The sequence below is a fragment of the Microvirga pudoricolor genome (assembly GCF_016892705.1).
Classification (GTDB): Bacteria; Pseudomonadota; Alphaproteobacteria; order Rhizobiales; family Beijerinckiaceae; genus Microvirga; species Microvirga pudoricolor.
The window spans coordinates 230,756-252,033 of sequence record NZ_JAFEMB010000005.1 but is presented as its reverse complement, the minus strand read 5'-3'; the positions used below and the strand labels follow the sequence as shown (position 1 = coordinate 252,033).

Genomic DNA, 21,278 nt, shown 5'->3' with positions numbered 1-21,278 from the left:
CTCACGCATTCGAGGCTTGGACCAACCGGTCGAGGGCCGCCTTGGCCGCCCCAGAATCGAGAGACCGTGTGGCGCGATCAAGGCCGTCGCGCAGGCCGTCGGCCTCGTCGGCCACCACGAGGGACGCGGCGGCGTTCAGGAGAGCGACGTCCCGGTAGGGAATGCGGGCGCCGTCGAGCACCGCGCGCAGCTGGGTGGCGTTGTGCTCCGGATCCGCGCCCTTGAGGTCCTCGGGTTTGGCCCTCGGCAGCCCGACTTCGTCAGGCGAGACGGTGAACGTGCGGATGCTGCCGTTCTCCAGCGCCACCACATGGCTCGGCCCGGTCGTGGTCATCTCGTCGAGCCCGTCCGAGCCGTGAACGGCCCACACCTTCTTGGACCCGGTCTCCTTGAGAACCTGCACGAGCGGTTCGAGCCAAGCCTCTGAGAACACGCCGAGAAGCTGGCGCTTCACACCGGCCGGATTCGACAGGGGGCCGAGCAGGTTGAACAGGGTGCGCGTGCCGAGCTCGACCCGCACGGGCGCCACATGGCGCATGGCCGCGTGATGGGTCTGGGCGAACATGAAGCACAGGCCGGCCTCGTCGAGGCAGTGGCCGAGCCCCTTGGGCTCGAGCCCGAGCTTCACGCCGAGCGCGTTGAGAACGTCGGCGGTTCCGGATTTCGAGGAGGCTGCCCGATTGCCGTGCTTGGCGACCGGCACGCCCGTCCCAGCCACGATGATCGCCGCGAGGGTCGAGATGTTGTAGCTGCCGGAATGGTCGCCGCCGGTGCCGACGATGTCGACCGCGTTGTCCGGCGCCTGGACCTTGAGCATGCGACTGCGCATGGCCGTGACGGCGCCGACGATCTCGTCGAGAGCCTCGCCCCGGACCCGCAGGGCCATCAGGAAGGCACCCGCCTGGGCGAGGGTCACCTCGCCGGACAGGAGGTCATCGAAAGCGGCGCGGGCCTCTTCGCGCGTCAGGGACGCGCCGGTCGCAACCTTGGCGAGATAGGGCTTGAACGATTCCATGGGCTCTCAATGCACCGGCGGCGACGTCTTGTCACGTTCGGACGGAGGGGCATCCGGCCGATGCCCGGCGTTCCAGGCCGCGGCGAGATCGAAGAAGTTCTTCATGATGGTCGAGCCGTGCTCCGACAGGATGCTCTCCGGATGGAACTGCACCCCGTGGATCGGCAGAAAGCGGTGGGACAGGCCCATGATCAGCCCGTCATCGGTCTCGGCCGTGACCGAGAGGTCCACGGGGCAGGTCTCGCGCTCGACGATGAGGGAGTGATAGCGCGTGGCGTTGATCGGCCCGTTGATGCCCCGGAAGATGGTTTGACCGCCGTGCGAGATCGGCGAGACCTTGCCGTGCATGGGAAGCGGCGCGCGCGCGACCGTGCCGCCGAAAACCTGCCCGATGGTCTGAAGGCCCAGGCACACCCCGAAGGTCGGGATCTCCGGCGAGGCGCGCGTCACGAGGTCCAGGCAGATCCCCGCCTCGTTCGGCGTGCGGGGACCCGGTGACAGCACGATCGCGTCAGGCCGGGAGGCCAGAACCTCGTCCACGCTGGTCGCGTCGTTGCGCACCACGTCCATGCTCGACGCGAGGGGGGCGATCAGGTGAACCAGATTCCAGGTGAAGCTGTCGTAATTGTCGATAACGAGAACGCGGGTCATGGCGCCGGAACGTTTGCCGAGCGCGGGTCGCAGGTCAAGTGATGTCTTGCCCTCGCCCTGGGGCGCCCCAGCCGACCCCAGGGGCTCGCGAGAGCCGCAGCTCCTACTGCCCGAATCGTGCCCGGCTGGCATAGTTTACCGCCTCCTCGGCCGCCCGGAACAGCGCCTTGGCCTTGTTGACGCATTCCTGCTGCTCCGAAGCCGGGTCGGAATCATAGACGATCCCCGCGCCGGCCTGGACCGCCATGCGGCCATCCTTCACCACGGCGGTGCGCAGCACGATGCAGGTGTCCATCTCGCCATTGGCGCCGAAATAGCCGACGCAGCCCGCGTAGGGCCCGCGCTTATCCTTTTCCAGCTCGTCGATGATCTCCATGGCGCGCACCTTCGGGGCGCCGGAGACCGTGCCGGCCGGGAAGCCCGCCACGAGGGCATCGAGGGCGTCGAAGCCCTCGTCGAGGTTGCCCTCGACATTGGACACGATGTGCATGACCTGGCTGTAATATTCCAGGAAGAACGAATCCGTGACCTTCACGGAGCCCATGGCCGAGACCCGGCCCACGTCGTTGCGGCCGAGGTCGAGGAGCATGAGATGCTCGGCGCGCTCCTTCTCGTCGGCTAGGAGGCTCTTCGCATGAGCGCGGTCCTGCTCGGGCGTCGCGCCGCGCGGCCGCGTGCCGGCGATGGGCCGGATCGTGACCTTGCCGTCGCGCATCCGCACCAGGATCTCCGGCGAGGAACAGACGATCTGGAAGGCCTCGAAATCGAGATAGCAGAGAAACGGCGCCGGGTTGACCCGGCGGAGGGACCGGTAGAGCGCAAACGCCGGCAGCGGGAAGGGTGACTCGAAGCGCTGGGACAGCACCACCTGGAAGATGTCTCCCGCGCGGATGTACTCCTTGGCCGTGCCGACCATGGCCAGGAACTCGTCCGGGGAGGTGTTGGAGACCGGCGGCTCGAACCGGATCCCGGCCGGGTCGGATCGGTCTTCCAGGGGAAGGGGCTGTTCCAGGGCGCGGGTGACCTGTTCCAGACGGGCGAGCGCCGACTCGTAGGCCGCCTTGGGCGGGGTGCCCTTGCGAGGTCGCACGGGCGTGATCAGGCTGATCTCGTCCTTTACGGCGTCGAACACGACCATCACGGTGGGTCGCATCAGGATCGCGTCGGGCACCTCCAGCACGTCCGTATTGGGCGCGGGAAGGCGCTCCATCTGACGCACCATGTCGTAGCCGAGATAGCCGAACAGGCCGGCCGACATCGGTGGCAGCTCGTCGCCTAGGGGCAGGGCGCTCTCGGTGATGAGCGCGCGCAGGCTCTCCAGCGGCGCGCGATCCTCGGTCACGAAATTCTGCGGCCGCTCGAGCGGATCCCGGTTGATCGCCGCCTGGCCGTCCTGGCAGCGCCAAACCAGATCCGGATCGAGGCCGATCATGGAATAGCGCCCGCGAACGGCGCCGCCCTCGACAGACTCGAGCAGGAAGGCGGCGCCCTTTCGCTCGTGCCGCAGCTTGATGAAGGCGGCGACCGGAGTGAGCAGGTCGCCCACCATCGTGGTGCGCAGCACGCCCGACTCGCCCTGGCCGTAAGCCCCTGCGAAGGCGTCGAAATCCGGCGTCACGCTCATGAAGGGACTCTTTCCTACGGGCCCGTGTTCGATCCCGTCACCTGCGCCATGGCGGTCGGGTTGAGGGTCACGCCGAGATCCTGCCGAACCTGGGCGATGTACTCGGACAGCAGATCCTCGCTCATGCTGTTGCGCAGCTGATTCTCGATCTGCTCCACCGCTTCCGTGGTGGTCTGGATCGGCGGCACAGTGGCGCCCGTCACCTTGAAGACCACACGGGAATCATTCCCATTCGCCACGTTTCCGGCCTTGCCGACCGGCACGGCGAAAATGCGATTCACGGCCTCGGCCGTCAGATCGTCCTTGCCGGCCCTGCGGGCAAGATCGGTCGCGTTCCTCACTTCGCCCACGCCTTGAGCCACAGCCTCGATGGCCTCTCCCTTCTCCAGGCGTTCGGTCAGCTCGCGTGCCTTATCGGACAGGCGCTTGGAGATCTCGTCCTCCCGCCAGAGACGGGCGACCTCGTCGCGAACCTCGTCGAGGGTCTTCTCTCGGGACGGCTCGATCCCCATGACGTCGTACCAGACATAGCCGCCCTCGGGCGTCCGGAGAGCTTCGTTGTCGACCCCGACGTCCGACGCGAATGCGGCTTTCACGAGAGCATCGCGCAAGGGAGCGTCCACTGTCTTGCCGGATTTGTCCTGGCCGCTCTGGTCGATGGCCGGGACCTGGACGAGCGTGAGGCCCTTCTCCTTGGCGATGTCCGCCAAAGGCCGAGCGCTGGCGCGCAGATCCTCGATCTGGTCGTGTACGGCCTCGATATCGGCTTGGGCGCGCTGCTGAGCCAGCTCGCGGCGAATCTCGCCCGCCACGTCCTCGAAAGGCTTCACGGCCTCCGGCTGGATCGCGGTCACGCGAACCAGAACGGTTCCGAAACGACCGGCCACGGGCGCGCTCACGGCGTTGGGCTGGAGCGCGAAGGCCGCGTCGGCGACGGCCGGGTCCAGCATCTCGCTTTTGGCGAAGGTGCCGAGGTCGAGATCCTGGGGCGAAACGTTGCGTTCCGTCGCGATGGTGTCGAAGGTCGCGCCCTCCTTGATCCGGTTGAGGGCCGCTTCGGCGTCCGCCGGGCTCGGGAACGGGATCTGCTGAACCGTGCGCCGTTCAGGCGAGCCGAACTTGGCCTTCTCCTGCTCATAGCGCTGCCGGGCGTCGGCATCCGAGATCGCGTCGGGCTTGGCCAGGCTGGCGGCATCGAGGGCCAGCACCGAGACGGCCCGGTATTCGGGAGCCTGGAACGAGCTCTTGCGCTCGTTGTAGAAGGCCTGGACCTGCTCCGGCGTCGGCGCCGGGATATCCCCCGCCAAGGCGGGCAGCAGGTTGATGTAGGACGCCGTGCGGCGCTCGTTCGTGAAGCGGTGGACCGCGTCGCGGGCCGCGTTCGGCACCGTCAGGTCGCCCGTGATGGCATCCGCCAGCTGGCTGCGCGCCATGGAGGTGCGCTGCTCCTGGACGAAGCCCGCTTCCGTGAGGTTGTTGCTGCGCAGAATCTGGTCGAAAAGGGCGCGGTTGAACTGCCCGTCGGACCCGCGGAAGCCCGGCTCTTCCATGATCGAGCGGACCACGAGCTGATCGGAGACCGACAAACCGAGCTTCTTGGCTTCCGCGTCCATCACGGCCTGGGTGACAAGCGAGGAGGCCACACGCTGGTCGACGCCGAACAGGCGCGCCTGTTCGGGGGTGATGACCGTCCGGAACTGCCGGCCGAGACGCTGGAGCTCGTTGTTGTAGGCGACGCGGAACTGCTCGACCGAGACGGTGCTGTCGCCCACCGTCGCGACGGTGTTGGGAGCCTGGGTCCGGAAAATGTCGCCGATGCCCCAGACCGCGAAGCTCAGGATCAGGAGGACGAAGAAGATCGTGGCAATCGACTTGCCGATCACCGTTTGCCCGGCGTTGCGCAGTCCGCGAAGCATCAGAACACGTTTCCCTAAAACTCGTTAGCCACGCCGATAGCCGATCATTCGTCCGTCGAAAAGGGCAGGGCCGGTTGAAAGATGGGTTGGGCCTCTGCTACTCGAACCGCCAGGAAGCGTGACAGGAGAGCTGACATGAGCGTCGATCGGCCGCGCCCGCTGGTGGCGGGAAACTGGAAAATGAATGGCCTGAAGGCCTCCGCGGAGGTCCTGGACCAGATCAAGGCCGGCTACGACGACGCCCTTAAGGGCCGGGTCGATCTCGCGATTTGCCCGCCGGCGACCCTGGTGGCGGCCTTCGCCGAGAAAACGGCGGGCTCGGGCATCGGCATCGGCGGCCAGGACTGCCACGCCAAGGAATCGGGCGCCTATACGGGCAACATCGCGGCCAAAATGCTGAAGGATGGGGGTGCCGCATATGTGATCGTCGGCCATTCCGAGAGGCGTCAGTACGAGCGCGAGACGGATGCCGACGTGCGGGCCAAGGCCGAGGCCGCCCACCGGACGGGTCTGATCGCCATCGTGTGCGTGGGCGAGACCAAGGACGAGCGCGAGGCCGGCCGCACCCTCGACGTGGTGCGCGGCCAGCTCAAGGGCTCCGTGCCCGAGGGCTCGAACGGCGGCAACCTCGTGGTGGCCTACGAGCCGGTCTGGGCCATCGGGACCGGGCTCACGCCCACGGCCGCAGACGTCGCCGAGGTTCACAAGGTCATCCGGGAGAACTTGGCGGGGATCGTCGGGCCGGCCGAACAGGCCAAAGTGCGCATCCTCTATGGCGGCTCCGTGAAGCCTTCCAACGCGGCTGAGCTGATGGGCGTGGCCGATGTGGACGGCGCCCTGGTCGGCGGGGCCAGCCTCGTGGCCTCCGATTTCCTCGGGATCGCGTCGGCCTACCGGGCCTGAACCCCTCGGAGAGCCCCGCAAAAGGTGCCTTGCAGGACTTTGATCCCGCACACACCTATGCTACAGGCCCGCCAACAGACGAATGCGAGCGGCTGACGCCATCGGGCGCGGCCGCTTGAGGTTTTGGGAAAACATGCAAAACGTCCTCATCATCATCCACCTGATCATCGTGCTCGCGCTGATCGGCGTGGTTCTCCTGCAGCGTTCCGAAGGCGGCATGGGCCTCAGCGGCGGCGGCGGCGTTTCCGGCTTCATGACGGGCCGCGGCCAGGCCAATGCCCTGACCCGGGCGACCGCGATCCTGGCGGCCCTGTTCTTCGTGACCAGCCTGGCGCTGACGATCCTGGCGACCCGCGGCGGCGCGCCGCGCTCGATCCTCGACGGCACGGCTCCGGCGGCTCCTGCGGGGCAACAGGCTCCGGCCGGGCAGGGCGGCGGCAACGTGCTCGAGCAGCTGCAGCGCCTGCAGGGCGACCAGCCGGCGGGTCCCGCTCCCGGCGCCCCCGCACCGGCGGCCCCCGCGATTCCGTTCCAGGCGCCCTCCGCGCCGACGGCGCCGACGGTGCCCCAGTCTCAGTAAGAGACCTCGACGCTTGACAACCAGGGCCGGAACTTCCGGCCCTCTTCTTTTGTGGATGGCAATCTGGCGCCCCGGTTCGCGATTGCGAATCGGAGCCACTTCTCTATGGATAGGGGTCCATGACGCGGTACGTTTTCATCACCGGCGGCGTGGTGTCTTCGCTCGGCAAGGGTCTGGCTTCGGCGGCCCTGGGAGCGCTTCTCCAGGCACGCGGATACAAGGTCCGGCTTCGCAAGCTCGACCCTTACCTCAACGTCGATCCGGGGACGATGAGCCCCTATCAGCACGGCGAGGTCTTTGTGACCGACGACGGGGCCGAGACCGATCTCGACCTCGGCCATTACGAGCGCTTCACCGGCGTCCCGGCCTCCAAGGCCGACAACATCACCACGGGCCGGATCTATCTCGACATCATCACCAAGGAGCGCCGGGGCGATTATCTCGGCGCCACCATTCAGGTGATCCCCCACGTCACGAACGCCATCAAGGATTTCGTGCTCCAAGGGAATGACGAGTACGACTTCGTGCTGGTGGAGATCGGCGGCACCGTGGGCGACATCGAGGGCCTGCCCTTCTTCGAGGCCATCCGCCAGCTCGGCAACGACCTGCCGCGCGGCCAGTGCATCTACGTACACCTGACCCTGCTGCCGTTCATCCCATCGGCGGGCGAGCTCAAAACCAAGCCGACCCAGCATTCCGTAGCGGAACTGCGCTCCATCGGCATCCAGCCCGACATCCTGCTCTGCCGCACGGACCGGGAGATCCCGAAGGACGAGCGCCGCAAGCTCGGCCTGTTCTGCAACGTGCGCGAGACCGCCGTGATCGAGGCCCGCGACGCGCCCTCGATCTACGAGGTGCCCTTGGCCTACCACGAGCAGGGGCTCGACGGGGAGGTCCTGGCCGCCTTCGGCATCGAGGACGCGCCGGCTCCCGACCTGTCCCGCTGGACCCGGATCGCCAAACGCATCCACAACCCGGAGGGCGAGGTCAACATCGCCATCGTGGGCAAGTACACAGGCCTCAAGGACGCCTACAAGTCGCTCATCGAGGCGCTCTACCATGGCGGTATCGCCAACCAGGTGAAGGTGAACCTCAACTGGATCGAGAGTGAGGTCTTCGAGCACGAGGATCCGGCCCCGTTCCTGGAAGGCATCCACGGCATCCTGGTGCCGGGCGGGTTCGGCCAGCGCGGCTCCGAGGGCAAGATCCGGGCGGCGCGCTTCGCCCGCGAGCGCAAGGTCCCGTATTTCGGCATCTGCTTCGGCATGCAGATGGCCGTGGTGGAGGCTGCCCGGTCGCTCGCCGGGATCGAGCAGGCCAGCTCCACGGAGTTCGGCCCCACCCCGGAGCCGGTGGTGGGAATCCTCACCGAATGGCTTCGCGGCAACGAGCTGGAGAAGCGCACGGCCACCGGGGACCTCGGCGGCACCATGCGGCTCGGCGCCTATCAGGCAAGCCTCAAGCCGGGCAGCAAGGTGGCAGAGATCTACGGCGGCACGGAAATTTCCGAGCGCCACCGGCACCGCTACGAGGTCAACATGACCTACCGGGACCGGTTGGAACAGAAGGGCCTGCGCTTCTCCGGCCTGTCGCCGGACGGCGTCCTGCCGGAGATCGTGGAATACGAGGACCATCCCTGGTTCATCGGCGTCCAGTATCACCCCGAGCTGAAATCCCGCCCCTTCGAGCCGCACCCGCTCTTCAAGAGCTTCGTGGAAGCAGCGACGGTCCAGAGCCGGTTGGTTTAAGACCATCAATTCAAATGGCTGGGATTTCCCAGCCATTTCCATTTTAAGACTAGCATTTTCCGATTTTGTAACTACAATTGTAGTGTATATTCATGTTTGAATGGGATGAAGCGAAAGACCGCGCAAATGTCGAAAAGCACGGTGTAGGCTTCGCAACCGCGAGCAAGATCTTCGAACGGCCTGTCTTGAGCTGGATCGACAAGCGGTTCGATTACGGCGAGATTCGCCAGCACAGCATCGGGATGGTCGACGGCATCGTTTGCGTCGCCGTTATTCATGCCGACCGGGCAGGACGGATCCGCATCATCTCAGCGCGCCGCGCCAATCGTGCGGAAAGGAGGCGCTATGAAGAAGCCCTACGACAAAGAGCTGAGCTCCCAGGAACTGGCGGCATTGCCTGACGCGAGTATCGATTACACCGACATTCCGGAACTGGGTGAGGAATTCTGGAAGAGCGCCCGGATCGTGGAGCCCGACCGGACGCAGCAGGTGACCCTTCGTGTGAAGAGATCCGTCCTGGATGCGTACAAGGCGACGGGAAAGGGCTATCAATCTCGCATGAACGCGGTTCTGGAATCTTACGCCAGAACCCTTCGCAAGTAGCCTTTCCAACAAGCCCGGAGATCCTATGTCCCGCCGTATCGATCATCTCGTCGTCGCCGTGCGCGACCTGGACAAGGCCGCCTCCTTCTATCGGAGCCTCGGGTTCCAGGTCGGCGCGCGCAACCGGCATCCATGGGGCACGGAGAACCATGTCGTCCAGGTGCCGGGCGGATTCATCGAGCTGATCACGGTCGGCGATGCGAGCGGGATCGCGCCGCACGGGCCCGATACGTTCAGCTTCGGGGCCTTCGTGCAGGATTACCTGAGGCACCGGGAAGGGCTCGCCATGCTCGTCCTCGACAGCCGGGACGCAAAGGCCGACGCCTCGGAATTCGCCCGTAAAGGGATTGGCGCGTTCGAGCCGTTCTTCTTCGAACGGAAGGCCAAGCGGCCCGACGGCAGCGAGACGCAGGTCTCGTTCACCCTGGCCTTTGCCCGCAACGAGGCCGCTCCCCGCGCCGGGTTCTTCGTCTGCCAACAGCACTTCCCAGAGAATTTCTGGAACCCCGCCTTTCAGACCCATGACAACGGCGCGGACCGGCTGTCGTCCGTGGCGCTCGCAGCGCCCGAGCCCGAGCGGCACAAGGACTATCTGACAGCGTTCACGGGAGTCGCGCCGGGCGAGCCGGAGGCGCATGACTTCACGTTTCCCCTGAACGAGGGGCACCTGGACGTCATGACACCTGACGATGCCGCAGAAATCTTCGGTTCGGTCGAGGCCGAGCTCGACCAGCCTGCCTTCGTGGCCTTTTCGGTTCGTCTGAGGGATCTTCCGGCCCAGGCGCACCGGCTCGATGCGGCGGGCATTCCCTACCAACATATCGGGAGTCGCCTGATCGTTCCGGCCAGCGTCGCTTTCGGCGTCGCGATCGGGTTCGAGGCGGCGTAAGATCCGGCCGAATCAAGAATGATCGCGAACGGCGATCGAGGCTGGGGGCTTAGCATGACAACCGCGCTGGCAGGTTTGTTCGATTTCATCGTGTTCTTCATCATCGCCCTGGTGCTGGTGGGCGCTTATCTCGCCCTCTACACCCTGGCGACGATGCACAACGAGTTTGCCCTAATCCGCCAGAACTCGATCTCGGCCGCCACGGCGCTCGGTTTCAGCCTCGTGGGGTTCGCCCTGCCGCTCGCCAGCGCCATCGTGCATGCCCAGACCATCGTGGACCTCCTCGTGTGGGGCATCGTCGCGCTGGCGGTGCAGATCCTGGTCTATTGGCTCGTGCGCCTCGTCATGCCCAATCTGTCGCAGCGCATCGCCTCCGGCGAAATGGCGGCCGCCCTGTTCCTGGGGGCGGCCTCGCTGTCGGCGGGCATCATCAACGCGGCCGCGATGACGTTCTGAGCGCCTTTGCGTCGCACGCCCAAAAGCGCTAGTGGGACGCCCATGACCGACCACACCCTATCCCCCGCCGTCGTCCAGGCCGGCTCCGTCCGCTTCGGCAACCAACTCCCGCTCAGCCTGATCGCCGGGCCCTGCGCCATGGAAAGCCGCGACCATGCGCTCGAGATGGCCTCGGCCCTCAAGGAGATCGCGACGAAGCTCGGCATCGGGCTCGTCTACAAGTCCTCCTTCGACAAGGCGAACCGCACCTCCGCGTCGAGCGGGCGCGGCATCGGCCTCGACAAGGCGATGGCGGTGTTCGCCGAGGTGAAGGAGACCCTCGGCCTGCCGGTGCTCACGGACGTGCACGAAAACGACCAATGCGCCATCGCGGGCGAGGTCGTGGACGTGCTCCAGATTCCGGCCTTCCTATGCCGCCAGACCGACCTCCTGGTTGCGGCCGCGAAGACGGGACGGGTCGTCAACGTCAAGAAGGGCCAGTTCCTGGCACCCTGGGACATGGCGAACGTGGCCGCCAAGGTGACCGGCGCCGGCAACCCGAACGTGATGCTCACGGAGCGGGGCGCCTCCTTCGGCTACAACACCCTCGTGACCGACATGCGTGCCCTGCCGATCATGGCCGAGACCGGGGCGCCGGTGATCTTCGACGCCACCCACTCGGTGCAGCAGCCCGGCGGCAAGGGCACCACCACGGGCGGCCAGCGCGAGTTCGTGCCGGTTCTGGCCCGTGCGGCGGTGGCCGTGGGCGTAGCGGGCGTCTTCATCGAGACGCACCAGGACCCCGATAAGGCGCCCTCCGACGGCCCCAACATGGTGCCGCTGCGGGAGATGGAAGGGCTGTTAAAGCAGCTGATGGCGTTCGACGCGCTGGCAAAGGGGCGCAGCTGAACCGGCCCTTTAACCCGGGATGAGATTCGGCATCCATGCTCCCGCCACGGAGCCGCTCCGCATTCGAGCCCCTCGTCTTTGCGGCGTGAGGTGCTAAGTCTCGATGGTCCCGCCGCGAGACTTCCGCATTCATGCCGCCTCGTACCCTGATCCTCATCCTGTCCGTCAGCGGCTTCGCCAGCACGTTTTCGGCGCGCGCGGTCGAGCCGATGGTGGGGTTGATCGCCCGGGAACTCACCTCGTCCCCACAGACCATCGCGCTCCTGTCCGCCGCCTTCGCTCTGCCCTATGCCTTCATCCAGCCGGTTCTCGGCCCGGTCGGAGACGCGCTCGGCAAGGAGCGGGTCATGAAGGTGGCGCTCACGCTGCTCCTCGTCACCCTCGCGGCCGCCGCCGTTGCGCCCGATACAGCCAGTCTGTTCGTCCTACGGGTCGTCGCCGGCGCGGCGGCAGGCGGGGCCGTACCCCTGTCGATCGCGCTCATCGGCGACCGGGTCGCCATGGAACAGCGCCAACTCGCCCTCAGCCGTTATCTGGTGGCCGTGATCGTCGGCCAGCTCAGCGGCTCGTCTCTTGCGGGCCTGATGGCGGAGTTCGTGGGTTGGCGCGGCGTCTTCGCCATCTCCACCGGCATGATGGCTGTCGCCTTGGGCGCCACTCTGGTGGGCTTCCGCCACGCCCCGAAGGGTGGGCGCTTCGACCTGGACAGCGCCATCGCACGCTATCGGGCCATCCTGTCCAATCCCAGGGCGCTCGCGCTGTTCTCTTTCGTATTCGTGGAGGCGACCGCCTTGTTCGGCGCCTTTCCTTACATCGCGCCGCTGCTGGAGGAGCGGGGAGAGGGGCCGAGCCTCGCCGGGGCCGTCATCGGCGGCTTCGCGGTCGGAGGCCTGATCTACTCGGCCCTCGTCGGGTGGCTCCTGCGGAATCTGGGCATCTACCGGATCCTCATTCTGGGTGGGGCCGTCGCGGCAATCGCTCTCGTGGGCCTGGGCCTGTCCGGCAATTGGCAGTCGGAAGCCGCCGCCATGCTGGGCGTCGGACTCGGGTTCTACATGCTGCACAACACCTTCCAGGCCCAAGTCACGGAAGTCGCCCCGCAGGCCCGCGCTTCGGCGGTGGCCCTGCATGCGTTCTCGTTCTTCTGCGGTCAGGCCCTGAGCGTCGTGCTGATGGGGGCGGGCATCCGCAGCATCGGGCTCGCGGCCTCCACGGGGATCGCAGCCCTCGTGATCGCGAGTGTCGGACTCACCGCCGCCTATGTGCTCAGCCGCCCCGCTCAGCCGCGCGGGCGGTAGGGCGCGACGCCCTGGTCGGGCAGCCAGAGGTTCTTGGGCAGCTCGCCCGTCTGCCAGAACACGTCGATGGGGATGCCGCCCCGCGGATACCAATAGCCGCCGATCCTGAGGAAGCGCGGTTCCAGCAGGCCGGCGAGGCGCTTGCCGATGGCGACCGTGCAATCCTCGTGGAAGGCGCCATGGTTCCGGAAGGCGTGCATGTAGAGCTTGAGCGACTTCGACTCGACCAGCCAGGGGCCGGGCACGTAGTCGATCACGATGATCGCGAAGTCGGGCTGGCCCGTCACGGGGCAGAGGGACGTGAATTCCGGCACGGTGAAGCGGGCGAGATAATCCGTGTCGGGGTGAGGGTTCGGGACCCGGTCGAGCTGGGCTTCCTCAGGGGAATGGGGCAGGGCGCTCGGCTGGCCGAGCTGAAGGGTGGTCTCCGTCATGGGGTCAGGACCTTGAATCGTTGTGGTGAATTCGGCCGCTCTCCTTGCCCGCCTCGTGGTTTCGGTCAATAAGCCCCTGCAAGACCAGAGGCCGCACCCTGGCCTTGTTTCTCTCGAAAGCCGTGTTCACACCCGTGGAAACGGCTCTGTTCTTGACCGTGCCGCATTTTTGACCGTGAACCGAATTCAGTTCACCAGGGATGCATTAGGGGAGCCATCATGACCGCGATCATCGACGTCCACGCCCGCCAGATCCTCGACAGCCGAGGCAACCCCACCGTCGAGGTCGACGTCACCCTCGAGGACGGCTCCATGGGCCGGGCGGCAGTGCCCTCGGGCGCGTCCACGGGCGCCCACGAGGCGGTGGAGCTGCGTGACGGCGACAAAAAGGTTTATCAGGGCAAGGGCGTGCTCAAGGCCATCGATGCGGTCAACAACGAGATCCTGGACGCCATCGGCGGCATGGACGCTGAGGAGCAGATCCTCATCGACGAGACCATGATCGAGCTCGACGGCACCGCCAACAAGAGCCGCCTCGGCGCCAACGCCATCCTGGGCGTCTCTCTGGCCGTGGCCAAGGCGGCCGCCGACGCCTCGGCGCTGCCGCTCTACCGCTACGTCGGCGGCACCCAGGCGCGCGTACTGCCGGTTCCGATGATGAACATCATCAATGGCGGCGCCCACGCCGACAATCCCATCGATTTCCAGGAATTCATGATCCTGCCCGTCGGCGCGCCGAGCCTGGCCGAGGCGGTGCGCATGGGCGCCGAGGTGTTCCACACCCTCAAGAAGGCCCTGAAGGACGCCGGCCACAACACCAATGTGGGCGACGAGGGCGGCTTCGCCCCGAACCTGCCCTCCGCCGAGGCGGCACTCGACTTCATCATGAAGTCCATCGAGCAGGCGGGATACAAGCCCGGCCGCGACATGGTCATCGGCCTCGATTGCGCTTCGACCGAATTCTTCAAGAATGGCTCCTATGTCTATGAAGGGACTGGACAAAAGCTGAGCCCGCAGCAGCAGGCTGAGTATCTCGCGAAGCTGGTTTCAGACTATCCCATCGCCACCATCGAGGACGGCATGTCGGAAGACGACTGGGAGGGCTGGAAGGCCGTGACCGATCTCATCGGCTCGAAGTGCCAGCTCGTGGGCGACGACCTGTTCGTGACCAACGTGACGCGCCTGTCGGACGGCATCAAGCGCGGCGTCGCCAACTCCCTGCTCGTGAAGGTCAACCAGATCGGTTCGCTCACGGAGACCCTGGCCGCTGTCGATATGGCCCAGCGGGCCGGCTATACCGCGGTCATGTCGCACCGCTCCGGCGAGACCGAGGATTCCACGATCGCGGATCTCGCGGTCGCGACCAATTGCGGGCAGATCAAGACCGGCTCGCTGGCGCGTTCGGACAGACTGGCCAAGTATAACCAGCTCATCCGCATCGAGGAGGAGCTGGGCTCCCAGGCCAGGTATGCCGGCCGCGAGGCCCTCAAGGCGCTGGTCTGAGCCGGTCTTCTCCTCTCATTCGAAAGCCCCGCCGCCATGCTGCGGGGCGTTCTTTCCGGGGGGTTAGTCCCTTCGAGCCTGGGAACCCTGCGTGGGAAAGCGTGTTTCACCCCTTCAGCGGCTTGGAGGCCTGGGGGCGATTTGCTATGGCAGCCGCCATGAAAACAAGGGTTTATCGAGACACGTCTCATCCTGGTTGCATCGCCGATGCTCGCTAGCGCCGTGCGGGAAAGCCCACTCTTCCTGACCGGCGGCGGCGCAAGCGGTGCCCTCATGCGCGCGCTCGACTGGTCCGGGACCCCGCTCGGTCGGCCCGAATCCTGGCCGCAGGCCCTCAAGACCCTCGTCGGCGTCATGTTGGGCTCGCAGCAGCCGATGCTGATCGTCTGGGGGCCGGATCACACCACGCTCTACAACGACGGCTATGCTGCCATGTGCGGGGCCCGTCACCCGGCCGCGCTCGGTCGGCCTTTCGACGACCTCTGGCACGATATCTGGAGCGATGTTGAGCCGATCCTGGCCCGTGCCTATGGGGGTGTCGCCACCCACATGGACGATATCCGCTTCATCATGAACCGCAACGGATATCCGGAGGAGACCCATTTCGCGTTCGGCTACACCCCGGTCCGAGGGGAAGACGGCACGGTCGCCGGAATGTTCTGCGCCTGCACGGAAACGACCGGAAAGGTGCGGGCCGAGAAGCGCTTCGCCTTCCTCCTGGAACTCAGCGACCGGTTGCGTCCGCTGACGGAGCCTCGGGCCATCATGCTGGCGGCGGTGGAGACCTTGGGTTCGCACCTGGGCGTCAGTCGAGCCGGTTACGGCCAGATCTCCGAGGGCGCCAGGAGGCTCAGCCTCGAAACGGATTATGTGGACAGCGTCGGCCACCTGTCGGGCCAGTTTCCGCTGGACGCCTTCGGCCCGGCGAATATGAAGGCCCTCCAGGAGGGTCGGACGACGGTCTACGACGACGTCGCCCAGGCTGAAGGCATGGAGGGCCGCGCCCTCGAACCCTACCAGGTCCGTGCCCTGCTCGCCGTTCCTCTGATCCGTGGGGGCGAGTTGCGGGCCCTCCTCCATGTGAATCACCGGGAGCCGCGCCGCTGGACCGAGGACGACGTGACCCTCGCCGAAGAGGTCGCCGCGCGGGTATGGGATGCGGTCGAACGGGCGAAGGCCGAGGAGCGCCAGACCGAAAGCGAGGAAAGGTTGCAGCTCGCGCTCTATGCCTCCAACGGGATCGGCACCTGGGATTGGGACGTCGTCAACGACATCGTCACGGCGGACGAGCGCTTCGCGACGCTCTACGGCGTCGATCCGGCCCGCGCGGCCGGAGGCGCGCCCATCGCGGAGTTCTTCGCGGGCATTCATCCCCAGGACCTTCCCGTTGCGCGGCAGGCGATCGAGACCGCCTTGCGCACGGGCGAGCCCTTCTCGGCCGAGTACCGGCTGCTACAGGCCGACGGGAGCGTGCGCTGGGCCGTGGCGCAGGGGAACTGCACCCTCGGGCCAGACGGCCAGCCCCTGCGCTTTCCCGGCGTCAGCTTCGACATCACCAACCTGAAGAGCGCGGAAGCGGCCTTGCGGGAGAGCGAAGCGAACTTCCGCGCCATCACCAACTCCATCGACCAGATGATCTGGTCGACCCAGCCCGACGGGTTTCACGACTTCTTCAACGACCGCTGGTACGAATATACCGGTGTCCCCTACGGTTCGACCGACGGCGCCGGCTGGAATGGCGTCTTCCACCCGGACGACCAGGAGCGGTCTTGGACGGTCTGGCAGAACTGTCTCAACACCGGAGAGCCATATCATATCGAATACCGGCTCAGGCACCATTCGGGAGCCTATCGCTGGGTTCTGGGCCGCGCTCAGGCGGTTCGCGACACCCAGGGACGGATCGTGCGCTGGTTCGGCACCTGCACCGACATCCAGGAGATCGTCGATGCCCGTGACGTCTTGGCCCGCTCCCGCGAGCTTCTGGAGCAGCAGATCCAGGACCGGACGGTGGAGCTGGCGGAGCTCTACACGAAGACCCCAGTGTCCTTGCATTCCCTGGGTCCCGACCAGCGGCTTCTGAGCGTGTCCGATCGCTGGCTCGCCTTCATGGGCTTTGACACCGCCCATGAGGTGCTGGGGAGAAAAATCACCGATTTTCTCACAGACGAAAGCGCCCGGACTCGCCTCCCGGTCGCCTGGGCATCCCTTCTGGACAACGACGAAGTGGACGACTGCCGGCTGCAATTCGTCAAGAAGTCGGGGGACGTTGCGGACGTCTTGCTGTCCGCCCGCGTCCGGCGAGATCCCCAGGGACGCATCACCCGCACCATGGCGTCCCTGATCGATATCACGGACCGCCTGCGAGCCGAGGCCGAGCGCGACCGGGCCGAGGACGCCCTGCGCCAGGCTCAGAAGATGGAGGCGGTAGGCCAGCTGACGGGCGGAATCGCGCACGACTTCAACAACCTGCTCACCGGGATCAGCGGCAGCCTCGAACTCCTGCAGACCCGCATGAGCCAGGGCCGTGTCCATGATCTCGACCGCTACATCAACGTGGCGCAGGGCGCCTCCAAAAGGGCCTCTGCGCTGACCCATCGCCTGCTGGCCTTTTCGCGCCGCCAGACGCTCGACCCCAAGCCGACGGATGTGAACCGCCTGATCCGGGGCATGGAGGAGTTGGTACGCCGCACCGTCGGCCCCGCCATCGAGATCGAGGTGGTGGGCGCGGCGGGCCTGTGGCCCGCCCTGGTCGACCCGAACCAGCTCGAAAACGCCCTCCTGAACCTGTGCATCAACGCCCGCGACGCCATGCCGGACGGCGGCCGCCTCACCATCGAGACCGCCAACAAATGGCTCGACGACCGGGCCGCCCGCGAGCGCGACCTCCCGCCTGGGCAGTATCTGTCGCTGTGCGTTACGGACACGGGCACAGGCATGACCCCGGAGGTGATTGCCCGCGCGTTCGACCCCTTCTTCACCACCAAACCGATCGGGCAGGGGACCGGTCTCGGCCTCTCGATGATCTACGGTTTCGCGCGGCAATCGGGCGGGCAGGTCCGGATTTATTCCGAACTCGGCCTCGGCACCACCATGTGCATCTACCTGCCGCGCCACGTCGGTGCTGCCGAAATTCCCGATGCGTCCGCCGAGCTCTCGGCCGCGCCCCGCGCCGAGCAGGGGCAGACCGTGCTGATCGTGGACGACGAGCCGAGCGTCCGCATGCTCATCACCGAGGTGCTCGAGGAACTGGGCTATACGGCCATCGAGGTGGCGGACGGGGCGTCGGGTCTGAAGGTGCTTCAGTCCGACGTCAGGCTCGATCTCCTCATCACCGATGTGGGCCTTCCGGGGGGTATGAACGGACGCCAGGTCGCCGATGCGGGCCGTGTGGTCCGGCCGAACCTCAAGGTGCTCTTCATCACCGGGTATGCGGAGAACGCCGTGGTCGGCAACGGACACCTGGAGCCCGGCATGCAGGTCCTCACGAAGCCGTTCGCCATGGATGCCCTAGCCAGCCGGATCAAGGATCTGATCGCTGCCCCCTGAGGGAGGTCACCCGGCGCTCGAGCCTTCCGCAGAGCCGGATCGATGGCGAAACACCGGGCCAGGGCGCGTGCCTTCAACCGATCCTTAACCATGCGACGCTAGAGTGGACCCATGGTCATCCGCAGGCGCGCCCGTCGAATCCTCATCCCTCTCGTGCTGTACGGCATCTCGGCCGGCATCGCAGCGTATTTCGTGCACCACGCCCATACTGGCGCCCGGGGCATGGAGGCGCGCCAGCAATATGAGGGCCTGGCGGCCAACCTGAACGCCGAATACGAGCAGGTGAGAACCGAGCGGACCGAATGGGAGCGCCGCATCGGCTTGCTCCGGGCCGACCAGATCGACCAGGATCTTCTCGAGGAACGTGCCCGGGTCATGCTCGGACGTGTGCACCGCAACGATCTCGTCATCATTACTGGACAATGAAACGTTGCTGCCTAAAATTCTGATTAACTGAATTCAAGTTTATTAAAAATTTTGTCGTAATCTTAGTAACTTAGGCGATTTACTCTAACCCGTTAACAGACCTTTAACCCACTCGATTTCCGGTTCCGACTGCGGTACAACTTTTGTCTGAGGAAACCCTTCGGAGGAACCCGATGGCTGTTGCTGCCCGCAAGGCGGGCCGCGCTGCTTCAGGCGCGGCTAACAAGACCAATCCCAGCAAAAATCCAGTGAAGAAAGCGCCCCCCAATACGCCGCAATTCGACAAGACCCAGGACCTCGACGCGTATCGCGAGATGCTCCTGATCCGCCGTTTCGAGGAAAAGTCTGGCCAGATGTACGGCATGGGCCTCATCGGCGGATTCTGCCACCTTTACATCGGCCAGGAAGCGGTCGTCGTCGGCATGCAGATGGCCACCAAGGACGGCGACAAGGTTATCACGGGCTACCGCGACCATGGCCACATGCTGGCCTGTGGCATGGACCCGAAGGGCGTCATGGCCGAGTTGACCGGACGCCGCGGCGGCCTGTCGAAGGGCAAGGGCGGCTCCATGCACATGTTCTCCAAGGAAAAGCACTTCTATGGCGGCCACGGCATCGTCGGCGCCCAGGTGTCCCTTGGAACCGGCATCGCCTTCGCCAACCGCTACCGGGACGACAACACCGTCTGCCTGACCTATTTCGGCGACGGCGCGGCCAACCAGGGCCAGGTCTACGAGAGCTTCAACATGGCGGAGCTGTGGAAGCTTCCCGTGGTCTACGTGATCGAGAACAACCGCTACGCCATGGGCACTTCGGTCAACCGCGCCTCGGCGCAGACCGACTTCTCCAAGCGCGGCGTCTCGTTCAACATCCCCGGCGAGCAGGTGGACGGCATGGACGTCCGCGCGGTGCACGAGGCGGGCCTGCGAGCCATCGAGCACGCCCGCTCCGGCAAGGGACCTTACATCCTCGAGATGCTCACCTACCGCTATCGCGGCCACTCCATGTCCGATCCGGCCAAGTACCGGACTAAGGACGAGGTGACCCGCATGCGCGAGGAGTTCGACCCCATCGAGCAGGTGCGCCGCCGGCTCCTCGAGAGCTGGAAGCTGTCCGAGGACGAGCTCAAGGCCATCGACAGCAAGGTGCGCGAGATCGTCAACGAGGCGGCCGAGTTCGCCACGCACGACCCGGAACCCGATGCGTCCGAGCTTTACACGGACATCCTGCTCCCGACCTCCTGATCAGCCGCGCTCCCTTCCGGGAACCCATTTCCGGAGCCGGGGAGCGCCCAGGCGGCGCAAGCGCCGTCTCCCTTTCTCGCCGCAGCGATAGAAAACAGAGTCTTCCATGGCGATCGATATTCTCATGCCGGCTCTCTCCCCGACGATGGAGCAGGGCAAACTGGCCAAGTGGCTGAAAAAAGAGGGCGATAAGGTCAAGCCCGGCGACGTGCTGGCCGAAATCGAGACCGACAAGGCGACCATGGAGGTCGAGGCCATCGACGAGGGCGTTCTGGCCAAGATCCTGGTCGGCGACGGCACCGACAACGTGGCCGTGAACACCCCCATCGCGGTTCTGGCCGGCGAGGGTGAGGACGCCTCGACCGTTCAGGCCTCCGCGCCCGCTCCGGCGCCTGCTCCCGCCCAAGCCGCACCGACTCCGGATGCTCAGGCGGAAGGCCTGGCTGACAGGCCCGCCCCCGATGGCCGTTCCGGCACCGATCAGATGCCCCGCGCCGAGCCCGCCGCTCCTGCCGTGATCTCCAACCGCACCACGCACGACGCGATGGCGGAGATCCCCGAGGGTACCGAGATGGTCACCATGACCGTCCGCGAGGCCCTTCGCGACGCCATGGCTGAAGAGATGCGCCGCGACCCGGACGTGTTCGTCATGGGCGAGGAAGTGGCCGAGTACCAGGGCGCCTACAAGGTCACCCAAGGCCTGCTGCAGGAATTCGGACCCAGGCGCGTCATCGACACGCCGATCACGGAGCACGGCTTCGCGGGCGTGGGCGTGGGCGCGGCCTATACGGGCCTCAAGCCGGTCGTCGAGTTCATGACGTTCAACTTCGCCATGCAGGCCATCGACCACATCGTAAACTCCGCCGCCAAGACCCTCTACATGTCCGGCGGCCAGCTCGGCAGCCCCATCGTGTTCCGGGGCCCGAACGGCGCAGCCGCCCGCGTGGGCGCGCAGCACAGCCAGGACTACGCGGCCTGGTACTCGTCGCTGCCGGGTCTGAAGGTGGTGGTGCCGTACTCGGCCTCCGACGCCAAGGGCCTGCTCAAGAGCGCCATCCGCGACCCGAACCCGGTGGTCTTCCTGGAGAACGAGATTCTCTACGGGCAGTCCTTCCCGGTGCCCAAGCTGGACGACTTCCTCGTTCCCATCGGCAAGGCTCGCATCCACCGCGAGGGCAAGGACGTCACGATCGTGTCCTACGGCATGGGCATGACCTACGCGCTCAAGGCCGCACAGGAGCTGGAAAAGGAAGGCATCGACGCGGAGGTCGTGGACCTGCGCACGATCCGTCCCATGGACACCGACACGCTGGTTGCCTCCGTCATGAAGACCGGGCGCTGCGTGACCGTGGACGAGGGCTTCCCCCAGAGCGGCGTCGGCGCCGAAATCGCCACCCGGATCATGGAGCACGCCTTCGACTACCTCGACGCTCCCGTCGCCCGGGTGACCGGCAAGGACGTCCCGATGCCCTACGCGGCCAACCTCGAGAAGCTGGCGCTCCCGTCGGTGGCCGAGGTGGTGCAGGCCGCGAAGGCCGTTTGCTATCGGTGATC

General features: G+C 66.1%; 19 protein-coding genes. 14 read left to right on the top strand and 5 right to left on the bottom strand.

The features are described from left to right. Nucleotide 1: 1 nt before the first annotated feature. From trpD to ILT42_RS17230, 4 genes are all read right to left on the bottom strand, one after another. Nucleotides 2-1,015, bottom strand: a complete 1,014-nt coding sequence (gene trpD, locus ILT42_RS17245) for an anthranilate phosphoribosyltransferase (RefSeq protein ID WP_204216941.1) — start codon at nt 1,013-1,015, stop codon at nt 2-4. A gap of 6 nt (nt 1,016-1,021) precedes the next feature. Further along, a complete protein-coding gene (locus ILT42_RS17240; RefSeq protein WP_204216940.1) occupies nt 1,022-1,666 on the bottom strand; it encodes an anthranilate synthase component II in 645 nt (214 codons plus the stop codon). Nucleotides 1,667-1,769: 103 nt separating this feature from the next. Next, the gene (trpE, locus tag ILT42_RS17235; protein WP_204216939.1) at nt 1,770-3,290 is read right to left on the bottom strand and encodes an anthranilate synthase component I; all 1,521 of its coding nucleotides are present in this window, start codon (nt 3,288-3,290) and stop codon (nt 1,770-1,772) included. Between the two features lie 14 nt (nt 3,291-3,304). Then, the gene (locus tag ILT42_RS17230; RefSeq protein ID WP_204216938.1) at nt 3,305-5,206 is read right to left on the bottom strand and encodes a SurA N-terminal domain-containing protein; all 1,902 of its coding nucleotides are present in this window, start codon (nt 5,204-5,206) and stop codon (nt 3,305-3,307) included. A 135-nt stretch (nt 5,207-5,341) separates the two neighbouring features. Between ILT42_RS17230 and tpiA the strand changes: the two genes are divergently transcribed. The 9 genes from tpiA (at nt 5,342) to ILT42_RS17185 (ending at nt 12,571) form a co-directional block, all read left to right on the top strand. Further along, nucleotides 5,342-6,109: a triose-phosphate isomerase gene (tpiA, locus tag ILT42_RS17225; protein ID WP_204216937.1), complete on the top strand. Its 768-nt coding sequence runs from the start codon at nt 5,342-5,344 to the stop codon at nt 6,107-6,109. A gap of 133 nt (nt 6,110-6,242) precedes the next feature. Further along, nucleotides 6,243-6,689, top strand: coding sequence for a preprotein translocase subunit SecG (gene secG, locus ILT42_RS17220; protein ID WP_204216936.1), 447 nt, complete (start codon nt 6,243-6,245; stop codon nt 6,687-6,689). A 119-nt stretch (nt 6,690-6,808) separates the two neighbouring features. Further along, nucleotides 6,809-8,437, top strand: a complete 1,629-nt coding sequence (locus tag ILT42_RS17215; RefSeq protein WP_204216935.1) for a CTP synthase — start codon at nt 6,809-6,811, stop codon at nt 8,435-8,437. Nucleotides 8,438-8,529: 92 nt separating this feature from the next. Continuing rightward, nucleotides 8,530-8,838 carry a BrnT family toxin gene (locus tag ILT42_RS17210; RefSeq protein ID WP_204216934.1) on the top strand — a complete coding sequence of 103 codons (309 nt, stop codon included), beginning with the start codon at nt 8,530-8,532 and terminating at the stop codon, nt 8,836-8,838. Further along, nucleotides 8,831-9,040 carry a BrnA antitoxin family protein gene (locus ILT42_RS17205; protein WP_204216933.1) on the top strand — a complete coding sequence of 70 codons (210 nt, stop codon included), beginning with the start codon at nt 8,831-8,833 and terminating at the stop codon, nt 9,038-9,040. Before ILT42_RS17210 ends, ILT42_RS17205 begins: the two co-directional genes overlap by 8 nt. 25 nt (nt 9,041-9,065) lie before the next feature. Beyond that, on the top strand, nt 9,066-9,929 hold the full coding sequence (locus tag ILT42_RS17200; RefSeq protein ID WP_204216932.1) for a VOC family protein: 864 nt from the start codon (nt 9,066-9,068) through the stop codon (nt 9,927-9,929). A gap of 54 nt (nt 9,930-9,983) precedes the next feature. Continuing rightward, nucleotides 9,984-10,385 (top strand): DUF350 domain-containing protein, encoded by a 402-nt coding sequence (locus ILT42_RS17195; RefSeq protein ID WP_204216931.1) that lies wholly within the window; start codon nt 9,984-9,986, stop codon nt 10,383-10,385. Nucleotides 10,386-10,427: 42 nt separating this feature from the next. Continuing rightward, nucleotides 10,428-11,273 carry a 3-deoxy-8-phosphooctulonate synthase gene (gene kdsA, locus ILT42_RS17190; RefSeq protein ID WP_204216930.1) on the top strand — a complete coding sequence of 282 codons (846 nt, stop codon included), beginning with the start codon at nt 10,428-10,430 and terminating at the stop codon, nt 11,271-11,273. 131 nt (nt 11,274-11,404) lie between these two features. Next, on the top strand, nt 11,405-12,571 hold the full coding sequence (locus ILT42_RS17185) for an MFS transporter (RefSeq protein WP_204216929.1): 1,167 nt from the start codon (nt 11,405-11,407) through the stop codon (nt 12,569-12,571). Here ILT42_RS17185 and queF read toward each other — a convergent pair. Then, entirely contained in the window at nt 12,553-13,005 is a 453-nt protein-coding gene (gene queF, locus ILT42_RS17180; RefSeq protein WP_204216928.1) for a preQ(1) synthase, read from the bottom strand. The genes ILT42_RS17185 and queF overlap by 19 nt on opposite strands. A 219-nt stretch (nt 13,006-13,224) precedes the next feature. Between queF and eno the strand changes: the two genes are divergently transcribed. From eno to ILT42_RS17155, 5 genes are all read left to right on the top strand, one after another. Beyond that, the gene (gene eno, locus ILT42_RS17175; RefSeq protein WP_204216927.1) at nt 13,225-14,508 is read left to right on the top strand and encodes a phosphopyruvate hydratase; all 1,284 of its coding nucleotides are present in this window, start codon (nt 13,225-13,227) and stop codon (nt 14,506-14,508) included. A 207-nt stretch (nt 14,509-14,715) separates the two neighbouring features. Continuing rightward, nucleotides 14,716-18,054 (top strand): PAS domain-containing protein, encoded by a 3,339-nt coding sequence (locus ILT42_RS17170; protein ID WP_204216926.1) that lies wholly within the window; start codon nt 14,716-14,718, stop codon nt 18,052-18,054. A 111-nt stretch (nt 18,055-18,165) separates the two neighbouring features. Continuing rightward, nucleotides 18,166-18,480, top strand: a complete 315-nt coding sequence (locus ILT42_RS17165; RefSeq protein WP_204216925.1) for an FtsB family cell division protein — start codon at nt 18,166-18,168, stop codon at nt 18,478-18,480. A gap of 173 nt (nt 18,481-18,653) precedes the next feature. Further along, complete coding sequence (gene pdhA / locus ILT42_RS17160; protein ID WP_204216924.1) at nt 18,654-19,724, top strand: pyruvate dehydrogenase (acetyl-transferring) E1 component subunit alpha; 1,071 nt, start codon at nt 18,654-18,656, stop codon at nt 19,722-19,724. A 106-nt stretch (nt 19,725-19,830) separates the two neighbouring features. Next, nucleotides 19,831-21,276: a pyruvate dehydrogenase complex E1 component subunit beta gene (locus ILT42_RS17155; protein ID WP_204216923.1), complete on the top strand. Its 1,446-nt coding sequence runs from the start codon at nt 19,831-19,833 to the stop codon at nt 21,274-21,276. Nucleotides 21,277-21,278 lie beyond the last annotated feature (2 nt).